The 21923-nt window shown below is 68.2% G+C and carries 18 protein-coding genes; 5 read left to right on the forward strand and 13 right to left on the reverse strand.

What is annotated here, in order from left to right; genetic code table 11:
- The first annotated feature begins 48 nt into the window (after nt 1-48).
- Complete coding sequence (locus BW971_RS05020) at nt 49-1545, forward strand: DUF222 domain-containing protein (RefSeq protein ID WP_076477087.1); 1497 nt, start codon at nt 49-51, stop codon at nt 1543-1545.
- A gap of 9 nt (nt 1546-1554) precedes the next feature.
- On the opposite strand, the gene BW971_RS05025 is transcribed toward BW971_RS05020, so the two are convergent.
- On the reverse strand, nt 1555-1950 hold the full coding sequence (locus tag BW971_RS05025; protein ID WP_076477089.1) for a MerR family transcriptional regulator: 396 nt from the start codon (nt 1948-1950) through the stop codon (nt 1555-1557).
- 63 nt (nt 1951-2013) lie between these two features.
- Here BW971_RS05025 and BW971_RS05030 point away from each other — a divergent pair, with 63 nt between their 5' ends.
- Nucleotides 2014-2616 carry an NADPH-dependent FMN reductase gene (locus BW971_RS05030; protein WP_076477091.1) on the forward strand — a complete coding sequence of 201 codons (603 nt, stop codon included), beginning with the start codon at nt 2014-2016 and terminating at the stop codon, nt 2614-2616.
- A gap of 30 nt (nt 2617-2646) precedes the next feature.
- Here the strand turns inward: BW971_RS05030 and BW971_RS05035 are convergent, their stop codons facing one another.
- A complete protein-coding gene (locus BW971_RS05035; protein ID WP_076477093.1) occupies nt 2647-3417 on the reverse strand; it encodes an Fpg/Nei family DNA glycosylase in 771 nt (256 codons plus the stop codon).
- Nucleotides 3417-8075, reverse strand: coding sequence for an ATP-dependent helicase (locus BW971_RS05040; protein WP_076477095.1), 4659 nt, complete (start codon nt 8073-8075; stop codon nt 3417-3419). Before BW971_RS05040 ends, BW971_RS05035 begins: the two co-directional genes overlap by 1 nt.
- Before the next feature lie 83 nt (nt 8076-8158).
- On the opposite strand from BW971_RS05040, the gene BW971_RS05045 reads away from it, so the two are divergent.
- Both BW971_RS05045 and BW971_RS05050 read left to right on the forward strand, forming a co-directional pair.
- On the forward strand, nt 8159-8668 hold the full coding sequence (locus tag BW971_RS05045; protein WP_076477450.1) for a histidine phosphatase family protein: 510 nt from the start codon (nt 8159-8161) through the stop codon (nt 8666-8668).
- 49 nt (nt 8669-8717) lie between these two features.
- Nucleotides 8718-9011 (forward strand): YiaA/YiaB family inner membrane protein, encoded by a 294-nt coding sequence (locus BW971_RS05050; protein WP_076477097.1) that lies wholly within the window; start codon nt 8718-8720, stop codon nt 9009-9011.
- Here BW971_RS05050 and BW971_RS05055 read toward each other — a convergent pair.
- The 8 genes from BW971_RS05055 to BW971_RS05090 all read right to left on the reverse strand — a co-directional run bounded on the left by BW971_RS05055 (nt 8995) and on the right by BW971_RS05090 (nt 18951).
- The gene (locus BW971_RS05055; protein WP_076477099.1) at nt 8995-11742 is read right to left on the reverse strand and encodes a molybdopterin-dependent oxidoreductase; all 2748 of its coding nucleotides are present in this window, start codon (nt 11740-11742) and stop codon (nt 8995-8997) included. The genes BW971_RS05050 and BW971_RS05055 overlap by 17 nt on opposite strands.
- Nucleotides 11739-12548, reverse strand: coding sequence for an FAD binding domain-containing protein (locus BW971_RS05060; RefSeq protein ID WP_076477101.1), 810 nt, complete (start codon nt 12546-12548; stop codon nt 11739-11741). The genes BW971_RS05055 and BW971_RS05060 overlap by 4 nt, the downstream gene beginning before the upstream one ends.
- 9 nt (nt 12549-12557) lie before the next feature.
- A complete protein-coding gene (locus tag BW971_RS05065) occupies nt 12558-13925 on the reverse strand; it encodes an 8-oxoguanine deaminase (RefSeq protein ID WP_076477103.1) in 1368 nt (455 codons plus the stop codon).
- 42 nt (nt 13926-13967) lie between these two features.
- Nucleotides 13968-14987 (reverse strand): alpha/beta hydrolase, encoded by a 1020-nt coding sequence (locus tag BW971_RS05070; RefSeq protein WP_234974234.1) that lies wholly within the window; start codon nt 14985-14987, stop codon nt 13968-13970.
- A 183-nt stretch (nt 14988-15170) separates the two neighbouring features.
- Nucleotides 15171-16079, reverse strand: coding sequence for a factor-independent urate hydroxylase (pucL, locus tag BW971_RS05075; protein ID WP_076477105.1), 909 nt, complete (start codon nt 16077-16079; stop codon nt 15171-15173).
- A 38-nt stretch (nt 16080-16117) separates the two neighbouring features.
- Nucleotides 16118-16441 (reverse strand): hydroxyisourate hydrolase, encoded by a 324-nt coding sequence (gene uraH, locus BW971_RS05080; protein ID WP_076477107.1) that lies wholly within the window; start codon nt 16439-16441, stop codon nt 16118-16120.
- The gene (gene uraD, locus BW971_RS05085; protein WP_076477109.1) at nt 16438-16965 is read right to left on the reverse strand and encodes a 2-oxo-4-hydroxy-4-carboxy-5-ureidoimidazoline decarboxylase; all 528 of its coding nucleotides are present in this window, start codon (nt 16963-16965) and stop codon (nt 16438-16440) included. Before uraD ends, uraH begins: the two co-directional genes overlap by 4 nt.
- A gap of 12 nt (nt 16966-16977) precedes the next feature.
- On the reverse strand, nt 16978-18951 hold the full coding sequence (locus BW971_RS05090; protein ID WP_076477111.1) for a solute carrier family 23 protein: 1974 nt from the start codon (nt 18949-18951) through the stop codon (nt 16978-16980).
- Between the two features lie 177 nt (nt 18952-19128).
- Here BW971_RS05090 and BW971_RS05095 point away from each other — a divergent pair, with 177 nt between their 5' ends.
- A complete protein-coding gene (locus BW971_RS05095) occupies nt 19129-19728 on the forward strand; it encodes a nucleotidyltransferase family protein (protein WP_076477113.1) in 600 nt (199 codons plus the stop codon).
- Between the two features lie 8 nt (nt 19729-19736).
- Here BW971_RS05095 and BW971_RS05100 read toward each other — a convergent pair whose 3' ends face one another.
- Together BW971_RS05100 and BW971_RS05105 are read right to left on the reverse strand one after the other, a co-directional pair.
- Complete coding sequence (locus tag BW971_RS05100; protein ID WP_076477115.1) at nt 19737-20078, reverse strand: hypothetical protein; 342 nt, start codon at nt 20076-20078, stop codon at nt 19737-19739.
- Nucleotides 20079-20100: 22 nt separating this feature from the next.
- Entirely contained in the window at nt 20101-21918 is a 1818-nt protein-coding gene (locus tag BW971_RS05105) for an acetyl/propionyl/methylcrotonyl-CoA carboxylase subunit alpha (RefSeq protein WP_076477117.1), read from the reverse strand.
- Nucleotides 21919-21923: the final 5 nt, after the last annotated feature.

Raw genomic sequence — 21923 nt, forward strand, 5'->3', positions numbered from 1 at the left:
GAGTCTCGTCAGCGATGACTGTCATACCCCGTCTCTATAATCGAACACATGAGCGAGAGTCGTTGGGCGGGTGGGTCCCCGGTAGTCTTGGGGCTGCTCGGTGACGTGTCCGGTGTTCCGGTCAACGACCTGCTCGCGGAGATGGTGCATGCCACGGCGGGGCTGTCGTTTCTGGAGTGGCAGCGCTACCGCATTGCCGCCGAGTTGGATTCCCAGTTGGTCGGTGACGAGGTGCTCACCGACTACCGGATGATCGATTCGACCGCCTTGTGCGCCACCCGTATCGCCACCGTGTTGTCGATCAGCCAGGTGGCTGCGGAGAGGTTGTTGGCGCGGGCGGTCGCGTTGCGGGATCGGTTACCGCAGGTGTTGTTGTGTCTGCGGGACGGGAAGGTCGCCCCGCACCATATCCGGACGATCGTGTCCCGCACCGACCTGATCACCGACCCGCAGATCGCGGCCACCGTGGACCGGGAGATCGCGGCCTGTTTGCGCCGTCGGGGGTCGTGGTCGACGAACCGGTTGCGGGACATGGTGGACCGGATTGTGTACACCCACGACCCGGATGGTGTGCGGGAGCGGCGTCGGGTCGCGAGGGACGCCCGGTCGTTTTGGACGGAGAACGGTGCCGATGGCATGGGTGTGGTGGGTGCGTCGATGACTGTGGAGAACACGTTGTTGTTCGCGCAACGGGTGCACGCCGCCGCCGACCACGTCTGCAAGGAAGATCCGCGGACCAAGGCGGCACGCAGGTCGGATGCGTTGGTCGCGTTGACCACCGGTGCGACGTGGGAATGCTTGTGCGGTGACGCCGACTGCACCGCCGCCCACGGGTGGGACACCACCACGGCGTCGGGGCCGGCCACCACTGCGGTGATTCATGTGGTCACCGACCAGACCACACTCAGCACCGACCACGATGGTCGGCCGGGTTTCATGCCCGGGTACGGGGTCATCGGTCCGGATCACATCCGCGATCTCGCGGGACACCCGGACACGGTCATCCGACCCATCCCCACGTCTGCACCGGCAGCGCAACCCGCAGACCCGTACCGGCCGTCGGCCGCGTTGGCCCGGTTTCTGTGGATGCGGGATCAGTACTGTGTGTGGCCCGGATGTGACCAGCCCGCGATGCGATGCGACGGCGACCATGTCACCGAATACGAGCACGACAACCCGTCACAAGGCGGTCAGACCACCCCGGCGGACATGAACTCCAAATGCCCGTTCCACCATGGGGTGAAAACGTTCACCGAGTTCCTCGACGACCAGACCATCGACGACCTGGGCCACCCCGAAGTCACGGTCACCACCCCCGAAGGGTTCACCGTCGACGGACCCGCCAACACCGGTGTCGATCTGCACCCGCACCTCGGTGACATCGAATTCACCGCCCCACCCAACGGGCCACCACCACCCACACCTGAGCAACCGACCAGACGCCGACCCCGCCTGGAAGACAAACACGCCCGACGCCGCCACGAACGCGAACGCAACCGCCGAGCCAGGGACGACGATGACGAGTACGACCCACCACCGTTCTAACCGCTGGAGTCAGGCGTCTATGTGGTCCACCGCCTGGCAGAGCAGGCCGTCGGAACCCATCTCGGCGAGGTAGCTGCGCAGCGCCGCAACACGACGCTCGGCTTCCGCCACCAGAGCGTCGGTGATCCGGCCCCAGTCATCGGGAGCCGGATGAGTGGGCAGGTCATCGAACAGTTCGGTGATCTCCCGCACCGTCAGACCGACTCGCTGCGCCAACTTGGCGACCTTGATCCGGCAGGCCGCCGAATCGTCGAATCTGCGCTGATTGCCGGTATTTCGGCGAGCATGGATGATCCCGTGGGACTCGTAGAAGCGGACTGCCGACGGCGCGACGCCGGCCTCGTCGGCGACGTCACCGACGGTGCGGGCGAAGTCGGCGTCCTGGGCAACTGTGGTCGGCGACATGGATCCAGGGTGACACGCCCGGGGGTTGACTTCAACAATTGTTCAACCTGAAGCATCGACGCCATGAGTGAGAACACGACACTGATCAACCTGCTGGTCGTGGTGGCCAGCGTCCGCACCGACCGCGTGGGTCACCTGATCGGGAGGTGGGTCGGTGACCGGGTACGAGACAGCCTCGGTGATTCCGCCGTCGTCCGCGATGTCGACCTCCGGGAGGTCGCGCTGCCCGCCGACGCCGAGTTGGTGCCGGGTGGTGGAGCGTCGACGCCGGTGAGCGAGCGCGTCGCCGAAGCCGACGGATTCGTCATCGTCACACCCGAGTACAACCACGCCTACCCGGCCGCGCTCAAGCGCTTCATCGATTGGCATTACGCCGAATGGCAGTTCAAGGCGGCCACCGTGGTCCCCTATGGAGTGCAAGGAGGTCTGTTGGCGGGTGAGTTCCTCCGTCCGGTTCTCGCAGAACTGTCGGTGGTCACCACCCGACGGATGGTGGGGTTACGTGCGCCCTGGGCACGGATCGGCACGTCCGATGATGGCCGCGCGCGGTTCGATGCCGACGATGGAGAACGACGCGGGGTACGCGACGCCGTCGGCGAACTTGCGTGGTGGTCGGAGACGCTCCGTGACGCACGGACCCGACGGCCGTTCACGCCGGCGGGCTGAGATGGGGCCGGCTGCCGTCGAACCCGCCACTCAGCTCTGACACCGCGGGCAGTAATAGAGGACGCGGTCCTCGGAGTTGTCGTCCCCGAGGAAGGTCCGTTCGATCGGCGTTCGACACCGCAGACAGGGTCGGCCGCCACGACCGTAGACCCAGCTCTGCTGCCCACGGCGCGTGTTACCGGTGGTGGTGCGTACGGTGCGGTCCTTGTTGGCGACCAACAAGCGCTGACAGAGGTCGACCATCGCGGGCACGTCCACCTCGCCGACCGGGCGTGCCGGTCGCACGCCGCGGAGGAAACAGGCTTCACAGCGGTACACGTTGCCCACCCCGGCCATCAGGTGCTGGTCGAGCAATGCGGTCCCGATGGGGCGGTCGGGGTCACGCGTCAGGTTGGTCACCGCCGCGGCCGCATCGAATGCGGGGTCGAGCAGATCGGGGCCGAGGTAGGAGAGCTCGGTATCGGGGTCCGGGATCCATTCGCACACACCGAGCTCGAAACCCACCGCTTCCCAGCCGTCGGTGCGCAGCACGATCCTGGCCTGATGGCCCGGCCGCCGCCACCGGGTTCCCAGGGGGTGCACCATCCACGCCCCCTCCATCTTCAGATGGGAGTGGATGGCGTGATCGCCGACGTCGATGAGCAGATGTTTGCCGATGGACCGGACCGCGTCGACCCGACGACCGGTCAGGTCGACCAACGCGTATCGCGGGACCCGGAACTGGCTGTAGCGCAGCACCTGACCCTCGAACCGGCGCCGGATCCGGGCCGCAGCCTGATAGACCGTGTCTCCTTCGGGCATCAGCGACCGAGGCCACGTAGGCGGATCCCGCGTGGTGTTGCGGTGAACCCCGCGTCGACCAGCGCCGCGGCAAACGGGGTGCCGAACACCGGGTCACCGTCGACCCGCTCCACCTGTAGTCGTGCGACCCGGCCGCTGGTCACGGTCGCCGCCAGCGCAGCCGCGGACGCGGCCAGATCGTCTGTGTCGTCGGAGAACAGCAGCACGGTCTTGCCCCCGCGCTCGACGAAGACCACCAACCGGCCGTCGACCGACACCACCAGCGCGCCCGGCTTGCGACCCGGGCGATGGCCCTCGGTACCGGGCCAGGCCAGCGCGGCCCCGAACGGGTTGGCCGGGTCGGTCGCGGCGAGAACAGTGGCCACCGGGTGTTCGGGGATCTCGGTCTGCGCGCGGAGGTCGTCCACGGTGTTGGGCGCGCCGAACTGCGCGCCGCCCAACCCGTCGACGTAGTACCCGCGACGGACCTTGCCGCTGTCCTCGAATCCGGTCATGGCCTTGTATACACGGGCGAAACCACCGGTGACCTGTTCCAGGGTCACCGCGCCTTTGGTCACCACCCCGTAGCGTTCCAGCAGTTGTTCGCAGAGGCCGTGGATCGCGACCGTCGAGTCGTCCATCTCGGCGGGTAGCGCAAACCACCGTCCGCCCGCGGTCGGCGGGACGGGTGCGGTGCTGGTGGTGTGTTCGGCCAGATAGCGGGTGCTGAGTCGGTGCGCGCGCAACCGCGGTGGACGACCACGCCGTGACCGATGGGCGGGCGATGATCGTGGCCCGGCGGTCCGGCGTGGCGACAGCACGGCGCGCAGCGGACTGAGGGTGTCGTTGGAGACCTGCCCGGCCCAGGTCAGATCCCACAGCACCTGTTCGAGGTCGCCGTCCGGCGGCGGCGTCGCCACGCCGTCGGTGTCGCGACTCAGCACACCCGAGAGCTGACGGAAGTAGAAGGCGCCCCCGTGGCGAAGGTGCTCTATCACCGCATGGTGCAGCTCGGTCATGTCGATCTCGATCTTCTCGGGCAGGGTCAACGGGGCCAGATCGGCCGGGTGCAGGCTGACCCAACCGTCGGACTGGCTGATACGACCGTGCCCGGCCCAGACCACCTCACCGGCCGCGGTCAACTCGTCGAGCATCGCCGGGGTGTAGTCGCTGACCCTCGCGGGCAGGATCAACGACTCCCACGCACTGGCCGGGGCCGAGAAGCCGGCCAACTGATCGATGACCGTGGCCACCCCGTCCACGCCGCGCAGGCGTCCCGACGAGGAGATGTGTTGCCAGTCCGCGAGGAAACGCGCGTAGGTGTCCTCCGAGACGGGGGCGATCTCGGCTCGACTGGCCGCCAGCGACATCCGGCGGATCTGGCCGAGGACCTCGGTGTTGCACCACTGTTCCTCCGGTGCCGCGGTGTCGGCGGGGGTCGGTCGGAAGTCGCCCTCCACCACGCGCCGTTCGGTGGCCAATCGCGCCAGCGTGTCCCGCACCACCGCGACCCCCATGCCGAGGTGAGACGCGACCTCGCTCGCGGTGAACGGGCCGTGGGTGCGGGCGTACTGGCTCACCAGGTCACCCACCGGATCGGGTACCGGCTCGGTGAACGCGCTGGGGACCCCGATCGGCGCGGGGATGCCGAGCGCGTCGCGGAGGCGTCCGGTGTCCTCGACCGCGGCCCACCACGCCCGACCCTGGTGCCCCACCGAGATCACCCGGCCCGCCGCCCGCAGATCGGTGAGCAGCGGGAGCGGGTCGTCGCCGGTGGGCGGCACCGGATCGGCGGTGAAGCGGGCGCGGATCTGTTGGTCGGTGAGTGGTCCGAGCCAACTCAACAGGTCGGCGAGACCTTCGGTGTCGTGCGCGCGTCGATCCGGATCCAGGCGTTGCAACCGGGACTCGACCTGCTCGATGACGCCGGGGTCGAGGAGCTCACGTAGATCCACCCGACCGAGCAACTGGGCCAGCAGGGCGGTGTCCAGCGACAGCGCCGCGGCTCGACGCTCGGCCAACGGCGCATCGTCGGAGTACATGAACGCGCCGACATAGCCGAAGAGGAGCGACGCGGCCAGCGGCGACGGTGTGGCGGTCTCGGTCTCGACGATGCGGACACGCCGGGTGGAGATGGCCGTGAGCAGATCCGTCAGTGCAGGGAGGTCGTAGACGTCCTGCAGACATTCCCGTAGCGCTTCCAGGATGATCGGGAACTGTGGGTACTTCGCCGCGACGGAGAGCAGTTGGGAACTGCGCTGGCGCTGCTGCCACAGTGGCGCCCGACGGCCGGGATTGCGACGGGGGAGAAGTAGCGCGCGGGCCGCGCACTCGCGGAAGCGGGAGGCGAACAGCGCCGAGCCACCCAGTTCGGTGGTGACGATCTCGTCGATCTCACCGGGGTCGATGACGAACAGGTCGGCGCCCGGTGGTTGATCGTCGGTGTCGGGCAGGCGCACGATGATGCCGTCATCCGACGCGGTGGTCGCGCCGTCGAGTCCCAGGGTGTCGCGTAGACGGGCCCCGATCGCCGACGCCCACGGTGCGTGCACGCGTAACCCGTAGGGCGAGTGCAGGATCACCCGCCAGTCACCGAGTTCGTCGCGAAACCGCTCGATGACCAGGGTGCGATCGGTGGGCACCTGACCGGTGGCCTCGCGCTGCTCGGTGATCAGCGTCGCGAGATTGTCCCTGGCGTACTCCGACAGGCCGAGTTCCTCGGCGTACCTGTTCAACACGGCACCGTCGACCATCTCACCGACCATCTTGCCGATCGCGGCACCCAGTTCCGCGGGCCTGCCGACGGCGTCACCGATCCAGAACGGCAACCGACCCGGCTGACCGAATGCCGGTGACACCAGTACCCGGTCGGCGGTGATCTCCTCGATCCGCCAACTGGTTGCGCCCAGCGCGAACACGTCACCCACCCGGGACTCGTAGACCATCTCCTCGTCGAGTTCACCGACACGGGTTGCTTTCTCGCCGACCATGAACACCCCGAACAGCCCGCGGTCGGGGATCGATCCGCCTGAGGTGACGGCGAGGCGCTGGGCACCCGGTCGCCCGGTGAGGGTGCCCGCGTCGCGGTCCCACACCACACGTGGGCGGAGTTCGGCGAACTCGTCGGACGGATAGCGGCCGGAGATGAGATCCAGGGTGGCCTCGTAGGCCGACCGCGGGAGATTGCGGTAGGGCATGGATCGCCGGACGGTCGCGTACCACTGGTCCACGTCGAGGACGTCGATCGCGCTCGCGGCAATGGTCTGTTGGGCCAGGATGTCCAACGGGTTGGCAGGTACGCTGATCTCCTCGATGAGCCCGTCGCGCATCCGCGACACCGCGACCGTGCAGTGGATGAGGTCGGCCCGGTGTTTGGGGAACAACACCCCCTGGCTGATCTCACCGACCTGGTGGCCGGCCCGCCCGATGCGCTGCAACCCGCTGGCCACCGACGGTGGCGTCTCCACCTGCACCACCAGATCGACCGCACCCATGTCGATTCCGAGTTCCAGCGAACTGGTCGCGACCACGCACCGCAATCGACCGCTCTTGAGGTCGTCCTCGATGAGCGCCCGCTGCTCCTTGCTCACCGACCCGTGATGCGCGCGTGCGAGTACCGCCTCGGCGCCCTTGCTCGCTCCGCTGCCCATGACCAGGGCCGGTGCGCCGCCGGCCACCCGTGGATTGGACTGTTGTTCGGCTGGTTCACCGACCCGTTCGGCGTGGATCTCGTTGAGCCGAGCCGTCAGGCGTTCCGCGAGACGACGCGAGTTGGCGAAGACGATGGTCGATCGGTTCTTCTCGACGAGGTCGACGATGCCCGCTTCGACATAGGGCCACAACGACCCCGCGGTGGGCACGGCGTCGTCGAACTCGTCCGCCCCCGGTGGCGCCGGAGGCGGTGGGATGTTCGCCATGTCGGGGACGGGCACGTCGACACTGAGGTCGAAGGTCTTGGCCGCGGGTGGGTTCACCACCCGATACGGCCGTGACCCGGCCAGGAACTCCGCCACGCGTTCCGGCGGGCGCACCGTCGCCGACAGTCCGATCCGCTGAGCGGGTCGATCCAGCAGATCGTCGAGCCGCTCGAGCGACACCGCGAGATGGGTGCCCCGTTTGGTGGTGGCCACCGCGTGCACCTCGTCGATGATCACCGTGTGCACCGCGGTGAGGGTCTCGCGCGCCGCGGAGGTGAGCATCAGGAACAGCGACTCGGGAGTGGTGATGAGGATGTCCGGGGGATCGCGAAGCAATTGGCGGCGGGTTGCGGCGGGGGTGTCCCCGGACCGCACGCCGACGGTGATCTCCGGTGCGGGCAGATCGAGTTGCTGGGCGGCACGGGTCAGGCCGGTCAGCGGGGCGCGCAGGTTGCGTTCCACGTCGACCGCCAGCGCCTTGAGCGGGGAGACGTACAGCACATGGGTACCGCCGGCCCGGTCCTGCCCGGAGGCTTTGTCGACCATCAGCCTGTCCAGCGCCCACAAGAAGGCCGACAGGGTCTTACCGGACCCGGTAGGTGCCACGACCAGCGTGTTGTCGCCGTCGGCGATGGCGTCCCAGGCCCCGGCCTGCGCGGGTGTGGGGGCGGCGAACGCGCCGGTGAACCAGGCGCGGGTGGGCTCGGTAAACCGATCCAGGACGCGCCGGGCCTGCGGCTCGGGGTCGCGGGGGTCGGACATTCCTCCATGATCACCCACGGGTACGACACGGGCGCGCACCGGTGGCGTTGACGCTGGTGGTCGTCGGCCCTACGGTCGGCGACATGCGGGTCATCTCCGCGGCACGGACCGGTCCCAACCCCGCGCTGCGTTTCGGGGCGGTGCACGACGGGATCGATCAGCGCGGCCGGGCCGACTGTTCCCGGTTGCGTGCGTCCTGGACCCCCGACGGCCATGCCGGGCGGGTGCTGTGCGGGCCGGAGACATCGGTGGTGCAGACCGCCGCGGAACTCGGCTTCGCCGCCGAGACAGTGCCGGGATTGCGCACCCTGGACCTCGGTGACTGGTCCGATCGACGTCCCGACGAACTCGAGCCGGCAGTGTTGGGATCCTGGTTCGCCGATCCGGATGCCACACCTCACCGTGGCGAGAGCGTCCGCGACTTCGTCGAGCGGCTACAGGGACTGTCGCTGCCCGCGGAGGTCGCGACGATCGTGGTCGCGAAGCCGGTCGCGCAGGCGTTGCGCCTACTCGCCGACGGTGGTGACCCCACCGGGTTCTTCGCCGTCGAGGTGCAGCCGCTGCAGGTGTTGACCCTGGACGTCACCAGTTGAGTAGTCACACCCATGCGGGAGACCCGTCGGGACTGCGAGTCTCGTACGCATGGCTTCCACCAAGGTTCCCCAGACCCACACCACCGCCGCGTTCTTCCTGCAGTCCGCCATCGCCTTCGGCGTCGGACTGGTCACCGCGTGTGTCGGCATCGCCTATCTCCCCATCGATCCCTGGCAGCGGGCTTTTCTGGCGATCTCCCTGTTGTTCCTGACCACCAGCACCTTCACCCTGGCCAAGGTGGTCCGGGACAAGCAGGACGAGGACACCGTGCGGGTGCGCATCGACGAGGCGCGCATCGATCGGTTGATGGCCGAACACGATCCATTCAGCTCGGTCGCCTGACCGACGGCAGAGCTCGCCACACGCGGACCGGGTTCATCGGGATCTGGTACACGCGACCACCGGTCGCGTTCGCGATGGCGTTGCCCAGTGCCGCGGCCACCGGGTTGTACGGTGCCTCACTCATGGACTTGGCGCCGAACGGGCCGAGACTGTCGTAGGTGTCGGCGAAGTACACCTCGGTGATGGGCACGTCGGCGATCTGCGGTATGTGGTAGTTGCGCAGTACGTCGGTGACCACACGACCCTCCTCGGTGATCATCTCCTCGTACAGCGACGAGCCGATCGCTTGCGCGACACCGCCTTCCACCTGACCGCGGCACTGTTGTGGGTTCATCACCACCCCGGCGTCGGCGGCCTGGATGGACTGGAGCACCCGTACCGCCCCGCTGTCGGTGTCGACGGCCACCCGGAACGCCTGCACGTTGAAGGCCACCGACCGTGGACTCCCGGGCTGGCCGTTCTCGGCGGTGATCCGCCCCCCGGCCAGTGCGGCCACCGACGCCAGGTCGATGAACGCCGAACCCGACTGCACTCCTTGTGGACCCAGAACGCACGACTGGGGGTCCACCTCCAGCGCACGGGCGGCCAGGCCGATGATCTGCGCGCGCAGTCTCTCGCAGGCCGACTGCAGCGCCTTACCCGCCACCACGGTGCCCGCCGAGCCGAACGCACCGGCGTCGTAGGAGACCGCGTCGGTGTCGGCGAACGCCAGACGGATCTGTTGCGGCGGACATCCCAGCACGGTTCCGGCGATCTGCGCCTGCACCGTGGTGGTGCCGTTGCCGAACTCGGCGGTCCCGATCGCCGCGGTGTAGAGCCCGTCGGCATCCAGTTCCACCCGCGCCTCCGCGGTGTGACCGCGTGGCGGGATGGTCGCGATCATCGCCACCGCCATCCCCTCACCGACGACCCAGTTGGCCGCACGAACCAGATCGGCACCGCTGTGCACGCGATCCACCCGTCCGCGTCGCAGGGCCGACTCGGCGAGATCGAGGCATTGGTCGAGACCGTAGCTGCCGTACTCCAGGTCGCCGTCCTCGACCTCCCAGGTGACGAACGGGTCACCGGGACGGATCATGTTGACCCGCCGCAGCTCGAAGGGGTCCATGCCGAGACGGCCGGCCAGCTCGTCGAGGGCCGACTCGATACCGAAAATGGTCTGGCCGAGGCCGTAGCCGCGGAACGCCCCGGACGGGATGTTGTTGGTGTACACCGCTTCCGCATCGACGCGTTTGTTTGGACAGTTGTACACGGAGATGGACTCGCTGCAGGCGTGGAACATGACCCCGGGGCTGTGGCCGCCGTAGGCGCCCGCGTCCGAGAGCAGATCGAGTCCGAGCGCGGTGAGGGTGCCGTCGGGCAGAGCGGCGGCGGTCACCCCCACCCGCATGGGGTGTCGGCACGGTGATCGGGTGAACTCGTCGGTGCGGCTGAACTCGAAGGTGACCGGACGACCGGTCACCAGCAGTGCCAACACGGCCAGATCCTCGGTGACCAATTCCTGTTTGCCGCCGAATCCACCACCCACACGTGCGGCGAACACCCGGATGTCGTCGACCGGTAGATCGAAGATGTGTGCCAGTTCGGCGCGCACGAGGAACGGGACCTGAGTGCTGGAGCGCACGACGATGCGACCCGATTCGTCCCGCCAGACGGTGGCACCGTGGGTCTCGAGGTGGACGTGTTGTACCCGTTGGGTCTGCCAGCTGCCCTCGACCACCGCGCCGCCCGATCGCCGTGCCGCCTCGACACCGGAGGTCACATCGCCCACGCCGCTGTGCAACTCGGCGACCACATTGCGCTGTGGGTCGGCGATCCGCGACGTGGGTGGGTGGTCGGCGTGCAGGAGCGGAGCCCCGGGGGCGCGCGCCTCGTCGGGATCGAAGACGGCGGGAAGCTCCCGATAGGTGACCGTGATCAGCTCCATCGCACGGGCCGCGACGGTGGGGCTGTCGGCGACCACCGCCGCCACCCGCTGGCCGCGGAATCGCATCACCTCGTCGAGGATGAACCCGTCGTCGGGATCGTCGGAGCGGCTGTGGTGGCGTGCGGTCGAGAACGGTACCCCGGGGTCGTCGCGGTGGGTCAGCACCGCCCGCACCCCCGGCAGCGCTCGCGCCGCGGTGGTGTCGATGTCGACGATGCGCGCGCTGGCGTGCGGGCTACCCAGCACCGCGATGTGGCCGACGTCGGCGGGTAGCTCGTCCATCGTGTACTGCTCGGTGCCGGTGACTATGCGGGTGCCCGCGAGCGTCGGCACGGAGCGTCCGGTGGTGGGGCCGATGTCGCCGGGTGCGACCTTCTCGGTTCCCACACGTCCGGAGATGGCGTCGGCGATGGACCGGTAGCCCGTACATCGACACAGGTTGCCCTTGAGGCTGCGAGGGAGATCGTCGCGCTGATCCTCGCTCAGGGTGGATGCGGTGACGACCATTCCCGCAGTGCAGAATCCGCACTGGAAGCCGGCGGCGTCGACGAATCGTTGCTGGACGGGGTGCAGGTTGTCGGGGGTTCCGAGTCCGGACACCGTGGTGACGGTGGCGTCGGTGACCCGCATCGCGGGGATCAGGCACGAGTGGTGCGGCGCGCCGTCGACGATGACGCTGCACGCGCCGCAGTCACCGGCGTCACACCCCTTCTTGACCTCGGGGTGGCCGTTCTCTCGCAGATAGGTCCGCAGACACTGGCCCGGCCGCGGCTCGGCGTCGACGAGGTCACCGTTGACGATCACGATGCCAATTCCCCGACCGCATGACGGACCAACACCCCGGTCATGTGCCTGCGCCAATCCGCTGCACCGTGCGCGTCGGTGTAGTACGCGTCCGGTGGGATCTGCGAATCGACCTGGGTGGCAACCTGGGCGGGATCATCGGACGAGGTGGGCACGACGTACGGGCGCTCGGTGGCGCAGGTCACGGTGACGACCATGCCCTGCTCCGCGGCACGGACCACGACCACGACCGCCGAGCGACCCAGGGGCGACAGCGCGACCTTCCGCAGCGCCGTACGTTGTCGGAGTGCCTGCACCGGGATACGTATCGAACGCAGCACATCCCCGGGGTCGAGGATCGTACGGGCATTGCCCTGCACGAACTCCACCGGGCTGCAACGTGTCTCGGACCCGTCGCGTCGCCAGATCAACAGCTCGGCGTCGAGGGCGGCGCACATCGCGATCATCGCGCCCGCGGGGAAACCCAGACACAGATTGCCGCCCACGGTCGCGTTCTGCCAGATCTTCCAGGAGGCGAGCAGCGCATCGGCGGCCGCGGCGAACAGCGGGGAAGCGAGCCACTCGGACGGGTGATCGCCCGAGATCAATTGCTGCAGCGTGCAGGTGGCGGCGATGAGGAGGCCCTCGTCGTCGACCTCCAGGGGTTCCCAGCGCATACCCCGGAGGTCGACCAGCCGGCGCAGGTGGGGTTGCGGTTCGCTGAGCAACCAGGTACCGCCACCCATGAGCCCGTCACCGGCGCCGAGACCCACCAGGTCCGCTCGGGTGTGCGGGAGGACGTACTGGTCGATGCTGTGCAGATCCACGGTTGTCCGTCAGCCGGCCCTGGCGACCAGGTCGCGGTGAGCGCGGGCCACCCGTCCGGCGATCACCTCGGTGTCGGAGGTGGTGACCACCCCGTCGTCGACGATGTGTACGCCGTTGATCCAGGATCCGCGGATCGGCGGCACCGCGCCGAGGATCAGGGCCACCACCGGATCGTCGATCCCGGTATGAGAGAGGGTGTTCAGGTCCCACAACACCAGGTCGGCCACCTTGCCGGGTTCGATGGACCCGATGTCCGCCGCACGACCCAGCACCCGGGCCCCGCCGATGGTCGCGAGTTCGAGAGCGGTACGGGTGGTCAGCGCGGTGGGCCCTCCGCGAGCCCGTGCCATGAGCAGTGCCTGGTGCGCCTCCTCGAGCAGACGGGCCGACTCGTTGGATGCGGCGCCGTCGACTCCGAGGCCGACCGGAACGCCCGCGGCCACCAGCTCACGCGTACGGCAGATCCGGTTGCCGAGGCGGGCGTTGGAGGTGGGGCAGTGCGCGATACCGGTGGCGGTGGATGACAGTCGGGCGATCTCGTCGTCGGCGAACTCGATGCCGTGGGCGAACCAGACGTCGGGCCCGACCCAGTCGACCGACTCCATGTACTCCAACGGTGTCATCCCGAAGTGTTCGGCGCAGTAGGTGTTCTCGTCCGGGCTCTCGGCCAGGTGGGTGTGCAACCGCACGTCGAGTTCGCGAGCCTGGATCGCGGACTCGCGCAGCAGGTCGGTGGAGACGGAGAACGGTGAGCACGGCGCGAGGGCTATCCGGACCATGGCGTCGGGGGCGGGGTCGTGCCACGACGACACCGCCGTTGCACCCGCCGACAGGATCTCGTCGATGGTCTGCACGACGGAATCCGGTGGGAGGCCGCCGTCTTTCTCCGAGAGATCCATCGATCCACGGGTGGGGTGGAAGCGGATGCCCAGTTCGCGGGCCGCGGCGATCTCGGCACCCAGCAGGTCACCGCCCTCGGCCGGGAACACGTAGTGATGGTCGGTGGTGGTGGTACAGCCGCTCAACACCAAATGGCTGAGACCGCCCAGGGCGGCGACGTTGACGGCGTCCTCGTCGATCCCGGCCCAGATGGGGTACAGGGTGACGAGCCACTCGAACAGCGTGTGATCGGCGGCCAGTCCGCGGGTGATCCACTGGTACAGGTGGTGGTGGGTGTTGACCAAGCCGGGGGTGAGCACGCAGCCACGGCCATCGACGATCCGCGCGTCGGCGCGAACATCGTCAGCGAGGCGTCCGGGCTGTACGTGGGTGATGCGGGTGCCCTCGAAGCGCACACTGGCGTCCGACAGTTCGCGTCGTTGCGCGTCGACGGTCAGTACTGCTGCGTTCTCTATGACGACCGGGACGTCTGACATCCCACCACCGTACGTCCGACACGGTGGGTCGGCATGTCGGCGTCAGGCGCCGATCGCCGCACCCAGCTTGGGCCAACTCCGGTGCAGTTGGTCCCGCCAGTACAACCACGAGTGGGTTCCGGTCACCGGGTAGTCGAAGGTGGCGGGGATGCCGAGTGTGTTCATCCGTCCCTGCAGCTGGTGGGTGCAGGCGTTGGTCGCGGCCTCGATGATGCCACCGAGGACGACCTGGTCGACGAGGTCGCCGAGGTCGGTGGTCGCGGTGGGGGTGTCGTACCGACCGGGGAGACCGGTGGCCGCGGAGATCCAGTACGTGGGACCGCGCAACCGGGCGGCGTTGAGCACCGGGTCGTGGTCCCGCCACCCGGCGGAACCGTAAGGGCCCCACATGTTCTGCGGATCAGCGTTTCCTCGCCCGCCGACAACCGCGCGGACGTAGGCCTCACCCTGTGGTGAGGTGACCGATGCGCAGCCGCTGTAGGAGCCGACGGCCTGGAACCGCCCGGGGTGGTCGACCACCAGGTTCAACACCGCCGTCGCCGAGGTGGAGATGCCGGCGACGGCGTTGCGCCCGTTTGTGGCCAGTGTCTTGTCGATGATGGGCGGGAGCTCGGTGCCCAGGAATGTCGACCACTTGTTACGCCCACGGGTGGGGTCGTCGGAGACCCAGTCGGTGTAGTACGAGTAGGCGCCGAGCTCCGGGGTCACCACGTTGACGTTCTTGTCGGCGAAGAACTGCACCACGTCGGTGCGCTTGCGCCAGGTGGCGGCATCCTCACCGCCGCCCGCACCGTTGAGCAGGTACAGGGTGGGGTGGGGGCGGGACGTGTCCGCGGGCAACAACACCGACAGCGGGATGTCGCGGTTCATCGATGCGGAATGGACGACCAGTGACACCTGTTGGCGACCCGCCGGTGCACTGCTGACCAGCCGGGTGCCGTCCGGGGTGGCTGCGTGCGGTTCCGAATCGGCCAGTGCGGGAGCGGCGGCCAGGGTCAACGCGGTGATGACACCGGCGAGCACTGCGCCGGTGAGTGTGACGCGAGCACGCCTGACGGACAATCGGTGTTGAATCACAATTGTCACTCCTGTCGCTTCAGTAACACGATGGAGTGCACGTTATCGGGTGTTCACGTCCCCGTGCCAGGGGCGGGTTGTGTTGTCGCAGGTGACGGGACCGCCCGTCGCCGTTCTGCAACCATGGCGAGACCTCGTCGATGCGATGCGGCCTGCGGCCGCGGGCGTTCAGACCAACCAGGCCAGCTGCGGGGTCCACGCGGGACCCGATGGCGGCGCGTCGTCGCGGGTGACGGTGGCCTGGATCAGGCCGTACGGGCGGTCGTCGGCGTTGAAGACCTCGTTGTGGTTCTCCAGGCCGAACGGCGCGAGGTCGTAGACGAAGTGGTGCTTGTTGGGCGCCGACAGACGCATCTCGGCGATGGTGTCGTAGCGCTCCAGCACCGCCTTGCCGATCTCGTAGAGCGTCTGCTGCAGGGCGAGTGACTGCACCGTCGCGAATCGGTCGACGATCAACTCGAGCACACCTGCGTACACGGCGTCCCAGTCGACGTCGGTGGTGGTGAATCTCCACTTGGCATCCAGCGCGGTGGCCATCACCCGGTCGGTGGTCGGTTCGAGCACGGTGTACTCGTCCACCAGGAAGTCGTGGAACTCCGATCCCGTCGACTTGAGGATGGTGAAGTCCTTGAGTCCCCCCACGACCCAGATCTGTTGTTCGTCACCGGTGCCCTCCACGGTGACGTCGGCGGTGCGGATCGCGGGTCCCTTGCGGATCCAAGTGTGATCGTGTTCGGCGCCGCCGACGACGGCCCGCTCCCACGCGTACTCCTCGATCTCCAGGCGGGCGCCGCCGACCGGCTCGTAGTCGTCGACGAAGTGTCGAGCGAGGTCGAGGCCGTACTGCTCGATGCTCGCGATGCCCTTCTCCTTGGCGTACGCGTAGGCAGTCTGCTTCTGGGTGTCGGTGGGCAGCACCGCGCGCTGGTCGCCGTGGGTGTGAGCTGCCGCGAAGTCACCGCGCAAGGCGCTGCTGACGTTGACGTCCTTGATCTCGTGACGGGGTAGGTCACGGTAGATGCGGACCACGCGGATCTCGGCCTTGCCGTACTGGTTCTCGCCCAGGACTATCGCCATCGACGATCTCACTTCCTCTCACAGGGATGGATGGGGTGTCAGCTACCGCGGTAGGTGGAATAGGCGTACGGGCTGAGCAACAGGGGAACGTGATGGTGGCGAGCCGGGTCGCGCACCGTGAACACGATGACCACCTCCGGGTAGAATCCATCGATCCCGTTGGCGGAGAACCACTCTCCGGTGTCGAAGGTGAGTCGGTGATCACCGGGGGTCATCGTCACGCCGAAATCCGGGATCCGGCCGTCGTCGTCGGTGTCCACGGCCACCGGTGCGGCGCCGTCGGAAGGTTGCAGCGTGACCGTCAGTCCGACGACGGGCGCTCCGCGCACGGCGTCGAGAACGTGGGTGCTCAGTCCGCTCATAGGTCGACGACCTGGAACTCCGCGGCCGGCGTCAACATCTGCTGCAGCCGTTTGCGATTGATCTTCCCCAACTCCATCCGCATCACCCGACGTTCGGTCATCGGATCATTGTGCATGCGTTCGGTGAGGATCCCGAGCAGTTCGTCGGCGGGTCTGCCGTCGGCGAACACCAGGTACACGTGACCGAACTTCTCCTCGTAGGCCTGATTGCACCGGCGCAGTTCGGCCAACACGGTGTCAGCGGCCCCCGACACCCCCGACTGCTCGCGTGCCGAGGCGGGGTTGTCCGGCCGGTCGCCGATACGGGGGTGGCCGTCCAGGGCCTCGTCGAGGTCGGCCTCGGTGAGCTCGGCCAGGATGAGGTCGGCCCGGTTGAGCAGGGCCGCGTCGTCGGCGAAGGGGCGTGCGGCAGCCACCCGGACCGCCCAGTTGGAGGATGAGCAGACGTCGTAGAGGGCGCTGATCGCCTGCCGTTGGGTGAGTTCGTTGAAGCTCGTGACACCTCGCCAGTCGACGCGTCGCAACAGATCTCCTTCTCAGCTGGTGAACTCGTGGTACCGGCCGAATCGCGCCGCGGCGATGGGGTTCGCGTCGGCCACCAGCTCGTCGAAACGATAGTTGACGATCTTGGCGATCTCGATGAGTGCGAAGGCGCGCTCGCTGCGCTCCGAGTTGTCCATCCGCGCCGCGCCGTTGCGCACCACCCGCTCGAAACGTTCGGCCTCCCAGGCGCAGATCACCAACGGGAACCCGAAGTGCTGACGATATTCGGTGGCCAGGGTGACCAGATCGGTGTGATCCTCCTCCTCGAGGTGGGCCAGGGCCTTGTGGTCCACCGCGGTGGGCAGACCCGACTCGTTCTCCGCACCGAGGTCGGGGAACGCCCGGATCAGGGCGAGTTGTTCGGCGTCGTCGCCGGTCAGCATCGCCTCCTGGAAGGCGCTGCGCAGATCGTGGACGTCGGCGAACGGGCGCTGTTCGAAGGCGCTGTCGAGAACCCAGTCGACACCCTGCACCACCTCGCCGAAGGTGGACCGGAACTCGTCCCTGGTCATCGAGTTCACCTCGTCGAGATGGATCGAGCCCCGTCCGGCGACGGCGGGTCCGTGGCTGCCCACGTGGAAGAACAGGATGTTGAGCAGGATCGCGGTGATCGCGCCCATGGTGATGCCCGTGCTGAACGGGATCTGCAGTACGCCGGGGACGGCCTCGTCGACCCCGGGGATCGCAGGCACGTCGACCTTGGCGCCGCCGGAGATGACGGTGGTGGGGGTGGCGGACTGTGAGAACTGCACGTACAGCGCGACCGCGAAGGACGTGCTGGCGATGATGAGGTTGCGGTGATCGGTGAAGTCGACCGTGGTCAGCGTCTGGATGCCGACGATCGCGACGGTGGCGAACATGATGAGCGCGGCGCCGCCGAGCACCGGGGCGGGGATCGACTCCACCACCTTGGCCGTCTTGGGCAGCACCCCGAGCACGATCATGATGCCGCCGGCGGCGGCGACCACCCAGCGGCTCTTGACGCCGGTGAGGCGGACCAGACCGACGTTCTCGGAGAATGCCGTGTAGGGGAACGAGTTGAACGATCCACCGATGATGGTGGCCACCCCGTCGGCCCGCACCGTCGCGGCGATGTCCTCCTTGCGGATCCGCTTGCCGACGATCTCACCGGTGGCGAACACCGAACCCGTGGACTCCACGGCCGTCACCAGGAGCACGACGATCAACGAGACGATGGCAACGATGTCGAAGCGGGGCCAGCCGAAGGCGAACGGTGGTGTGAACCCGACCCAGCTCGCCTCTCCGACCCCGGCGAAGGTGGTGTCACCGGCGATGAAAGCGACCACTGTGCCCACCACCAGACCCAACAGCACCGCGATGGTGGCCAGGAATCCACGCAGGAACCGCTGCATCAGCACGATGATCGCGATGGTGCCGATGCAGTACATCACCCAGCGGCCGTTACCGGAGTCGTGCAGGTGGCTGCTGGGATCGGTGACCGCGTCGCCTGCGCCGACGGGGATCAGACAGATCCCGATGATCGCGATCAGTGATCCGGTCACCACGGGTGGGAAGAAGCGGATCAGCTTCGCGAAGAAGGGGGCGATGAGAAAGGTGAACACCCCGGCGGCGATCACCGCGCCGTAGACGGTCTGCAGCCCCACCCGGCCACCGCCGTGGTCGTTGGCGATCTTGATGACCGGCGCCAGGGTGGCGAAGGTGATCCCCTGCAGCAGCGGCAGTCGCACGCCGATCTTCCAGATGCCGACCGCCTGCAGCAGCGAGGCGATGCCGCAGGTGAAGAGGTCTGCGGTGATGAGCATCGTCAGTGCCTGCGCATCGAGGTTGATCGCGCGCGCGATCAGCAGCGGCACTAGTACGGCGCCGGCGTAGAACGCGATGACGTGCTGCAACCCCAGGGTGAACAAGCGGCCGACCGGGGGTACCTGGTCGACCGGGTGGCCGACCGTTCGGCGGCTGGACTTCTTCGGTGTGTCGGTGCTCATGTGACGATGTGACCTCGGACTCGGGAGCGGAGTGGGTGTGGGAGAAATGATGGACCCCCCGAGAGGTCACCGCGAGCGGTGTGGCGGCGATATATCCGACGTAGCGGACACTCGGGACGTCGGCGGACGTGCATCCTGTGCACATGCTGTGTGGGCCGGGTGTGGAGGTGAGGGACGATGACACGGGGTGTGCGCCGCGGTGTGACGACGCCGCATCCGGTGGTGGGCGTGGTGCTGGCGGCGGGTGCGGGAACCCGCTACGGCATGCCCAAAATACTTGCTGCCGAGGGTGATTGGTTGCACAGTGCGGTGCGCGCGCTACATGACGGGGGGTGTGAGCGGGTACTGGTGACACGCGGCGCCGCCACGCCGCCGGTGCCGACGGATGTCGAGCCGGTGGACGTCGAGGACTGGGCGACGGGACTGTCGGCCTCGGTGGCCGCGGGCCTGCGGGCGGCCCGCGACGGTGGACCGGTCGCCGGTGTGGTTTTACACGTTGTTGACGTGCCGGATACATCCGCCGCCGTGGTGGCGCGCGTGTTGTCGGTCGCTGCTGCCGACCCTGACGCACTGGTGCGCGCCACCTTCCACCGGAACCCGGGCCACCCGGTGTACATCGGGGCGCGCCACATCGACGCGGTGACGGCCACGCTGACCGGAGACCGGGGTGCGGGGCGCTACCTGAACGCGTCTCCGGCCACCCGCGACATCGAATGCGGCGACCTCGCGACCGGAGTGGACCACGACCGTCCCGTCCCGGGACAATCGGGTGCCTGAGGCGGAGTTCAGGGCAGCGGTGTCAGGCCCAGTGCCCCACCGACGAATCGCCGCACCGGGGGCAACGACGCCGCCAGGGCGACCTCGTGTCCGGTGCGGGCGGTGCCGGTGACGTCGGCGTGTGTGTCGTCGACGGGACGGGCCTCGATGAGTGCGACGAGCTCGCCGGTTGTCGGTTCGCAGACGGCCCAGCTCAGGTGGGTCTCCTCGGCCCAGCCGTGAGCGGTGTCGGTGACGAAGGCCGGGTCGACGACGCCGAGATCGGCCAGTGCCGGTCTGTCGTCGACGCGGTCATCGGCGCGCAGAGCTCGCAGATACCATGCGCCGGCGTTGATCTCGACCGGCTCCATCAGTATTGATCCGGTGTCGTGGTCACTTCAGTTCGAGGAGCACCGTGCCCTGGGTGACTGCCGCACCCGGCTCCACGGCCAGACCGGAGACGGTGCCGTCCTTGTGCGCGACCACCGGGTTCTCCATCTTCATCGCCTCCAGGACGACGACCAGGTCACCCGCGGCGACCTCCTGCCCCTCCTCGACGGCCACTTTGACCACGGTGCCCTGCATGGGTGCGGCGACCGAGTCGCCGGACACCGCCGCCGCACCACCCTTCGTGCGGGTGCGGGGCTTGGGCTTCTTGCGGATCGCGCCGTTGCTGCTGCCGCCGTTGCCACCACCGCCGAGTGCGAGATCACCGGGCAACGAGACCTCGACGCGGCGTCCACCGACCTCGACGACGACCTGCTGGCGCGGAGCCGACTCGTCCTCGTCGATGGGCGCACCCCCCGCGTAGGGCTCGAGGGTGTTGTCCCAGTCGGTCTCGATCCACTTGGTGTAGACGTCGAAGGTCTCTTCACCGGTCTCCGGATCGACCCGGCCGATGAAGGCGGGATGACGCACGATGTGTCGGTCGAAGGGCAGTACGGTGGCCAGCCCTTCCACCTCGAACTCGTCGAGGGCGCGACGGGCGCGTTCGATGGCCTGCTCGCGGTTCTCGCCGGTCACGATGAGTTTGGCGAGCATGGAGTCGAACTGTCCGCCGATGACGTCACCTTGCACCACGCCGGAATCCACCCGGACCCCCGGACCCGCGGGCTCGCGGTAGACGGTGATCGGACCGGGGGCGGGCAGGAAGTTGCGGCCCGGATCCTCCCCGTTGATGCGGAACTCGATGGAGTGGCCGCGGGGCTCGGGATCCTCGGACAGTTCGAGCTTCTCACCCGCGGCGATGCGGAACTGCTGGCGCACCAGGTCGATGCCGGCGGTCTCCTCGGTGACCGGGTGCTCCACCTGCAGACGGGTGTTCACCTCGAGAAACGAGACCAGACCGTCGGCACCCACCAGGAACTCCACGGTCCCCGCGCCGTAGTAACCGGCCTCCCGGCAGATCGCCTTGGCCGAGGAGTGGATGCGGTCGCGCTGTTCGCGGGTCAGGAACGGCGCGGGCGCCTCCTCGACGAGCTTCTGGAAACGACGCTGCAGCGAACAGTCACGGGTACCGGCGACCACCACGTTGCCGTGCTGGTCGGCGATGACCTGCGCCTCGACGTGGCGGGCCTTGTCGAGATAGCGCTCGACGAAGCACTCGCCACGACCGAAGGCGGCGACGGCCTCGCGGGTGGCCGACTCGAACAGGGCCGGGATCTCCTCGATGGTGTACGCGACCTTCATCCCGCGGCCGCCACCGCCGAACGCCGCCTTGATCGCCACCGGTACGCCGTACTCCTCGGCGAACGCGACCACCTCGTCGGCGTCGGCGGCCGGATCCTTGCTGCCCGGGGCCATCGGCGCCTCGGCGCGCAGGGCGATGTGACGCGCGGTGACCTTGTCACCGAGGTCGCGGATCGACTGCGGGGAGGGACCGATCCAGGTCAGTCCGGCGTCGATGACGGCTTGGGCGAAGTCGGCGTTCTCGGACAGGAAGCCGTACCCCGGGTGAACGGCGTCGGCCCCGGACTTCTTCGCGGCATCGATGATCTTGTCGATGGCCAGGTAGGACTCGGCAGAGGTCTGACCGCCGAGAGCGAATGCCTCATCGGCGAGCTTCACGAACTGTGCCTCGGCGTCGGGCTCGGCGTACACCGCCACACTGGTCAGACCAGCGTCCTTCGCGGCGCGGATCACGCGGACCGCGATCTCCCCACGGTTGGCGATGAGGACCTTGCTGAGCACGGTGCTTGGCTGAGTTGGCACTGATT

Origin of the sequence: Williamsia sterculiae, assembly GCF_900156495.1 — a bacterium.
In the GTDB taxonomy this organism is placed as follows: domain Bacteria; phylum Actinomycetota; class Actinomycetes; order Mycobacteriales; family Mycobacteriaceae; genus Williamsia_B; species Williamsia_B sterculiae.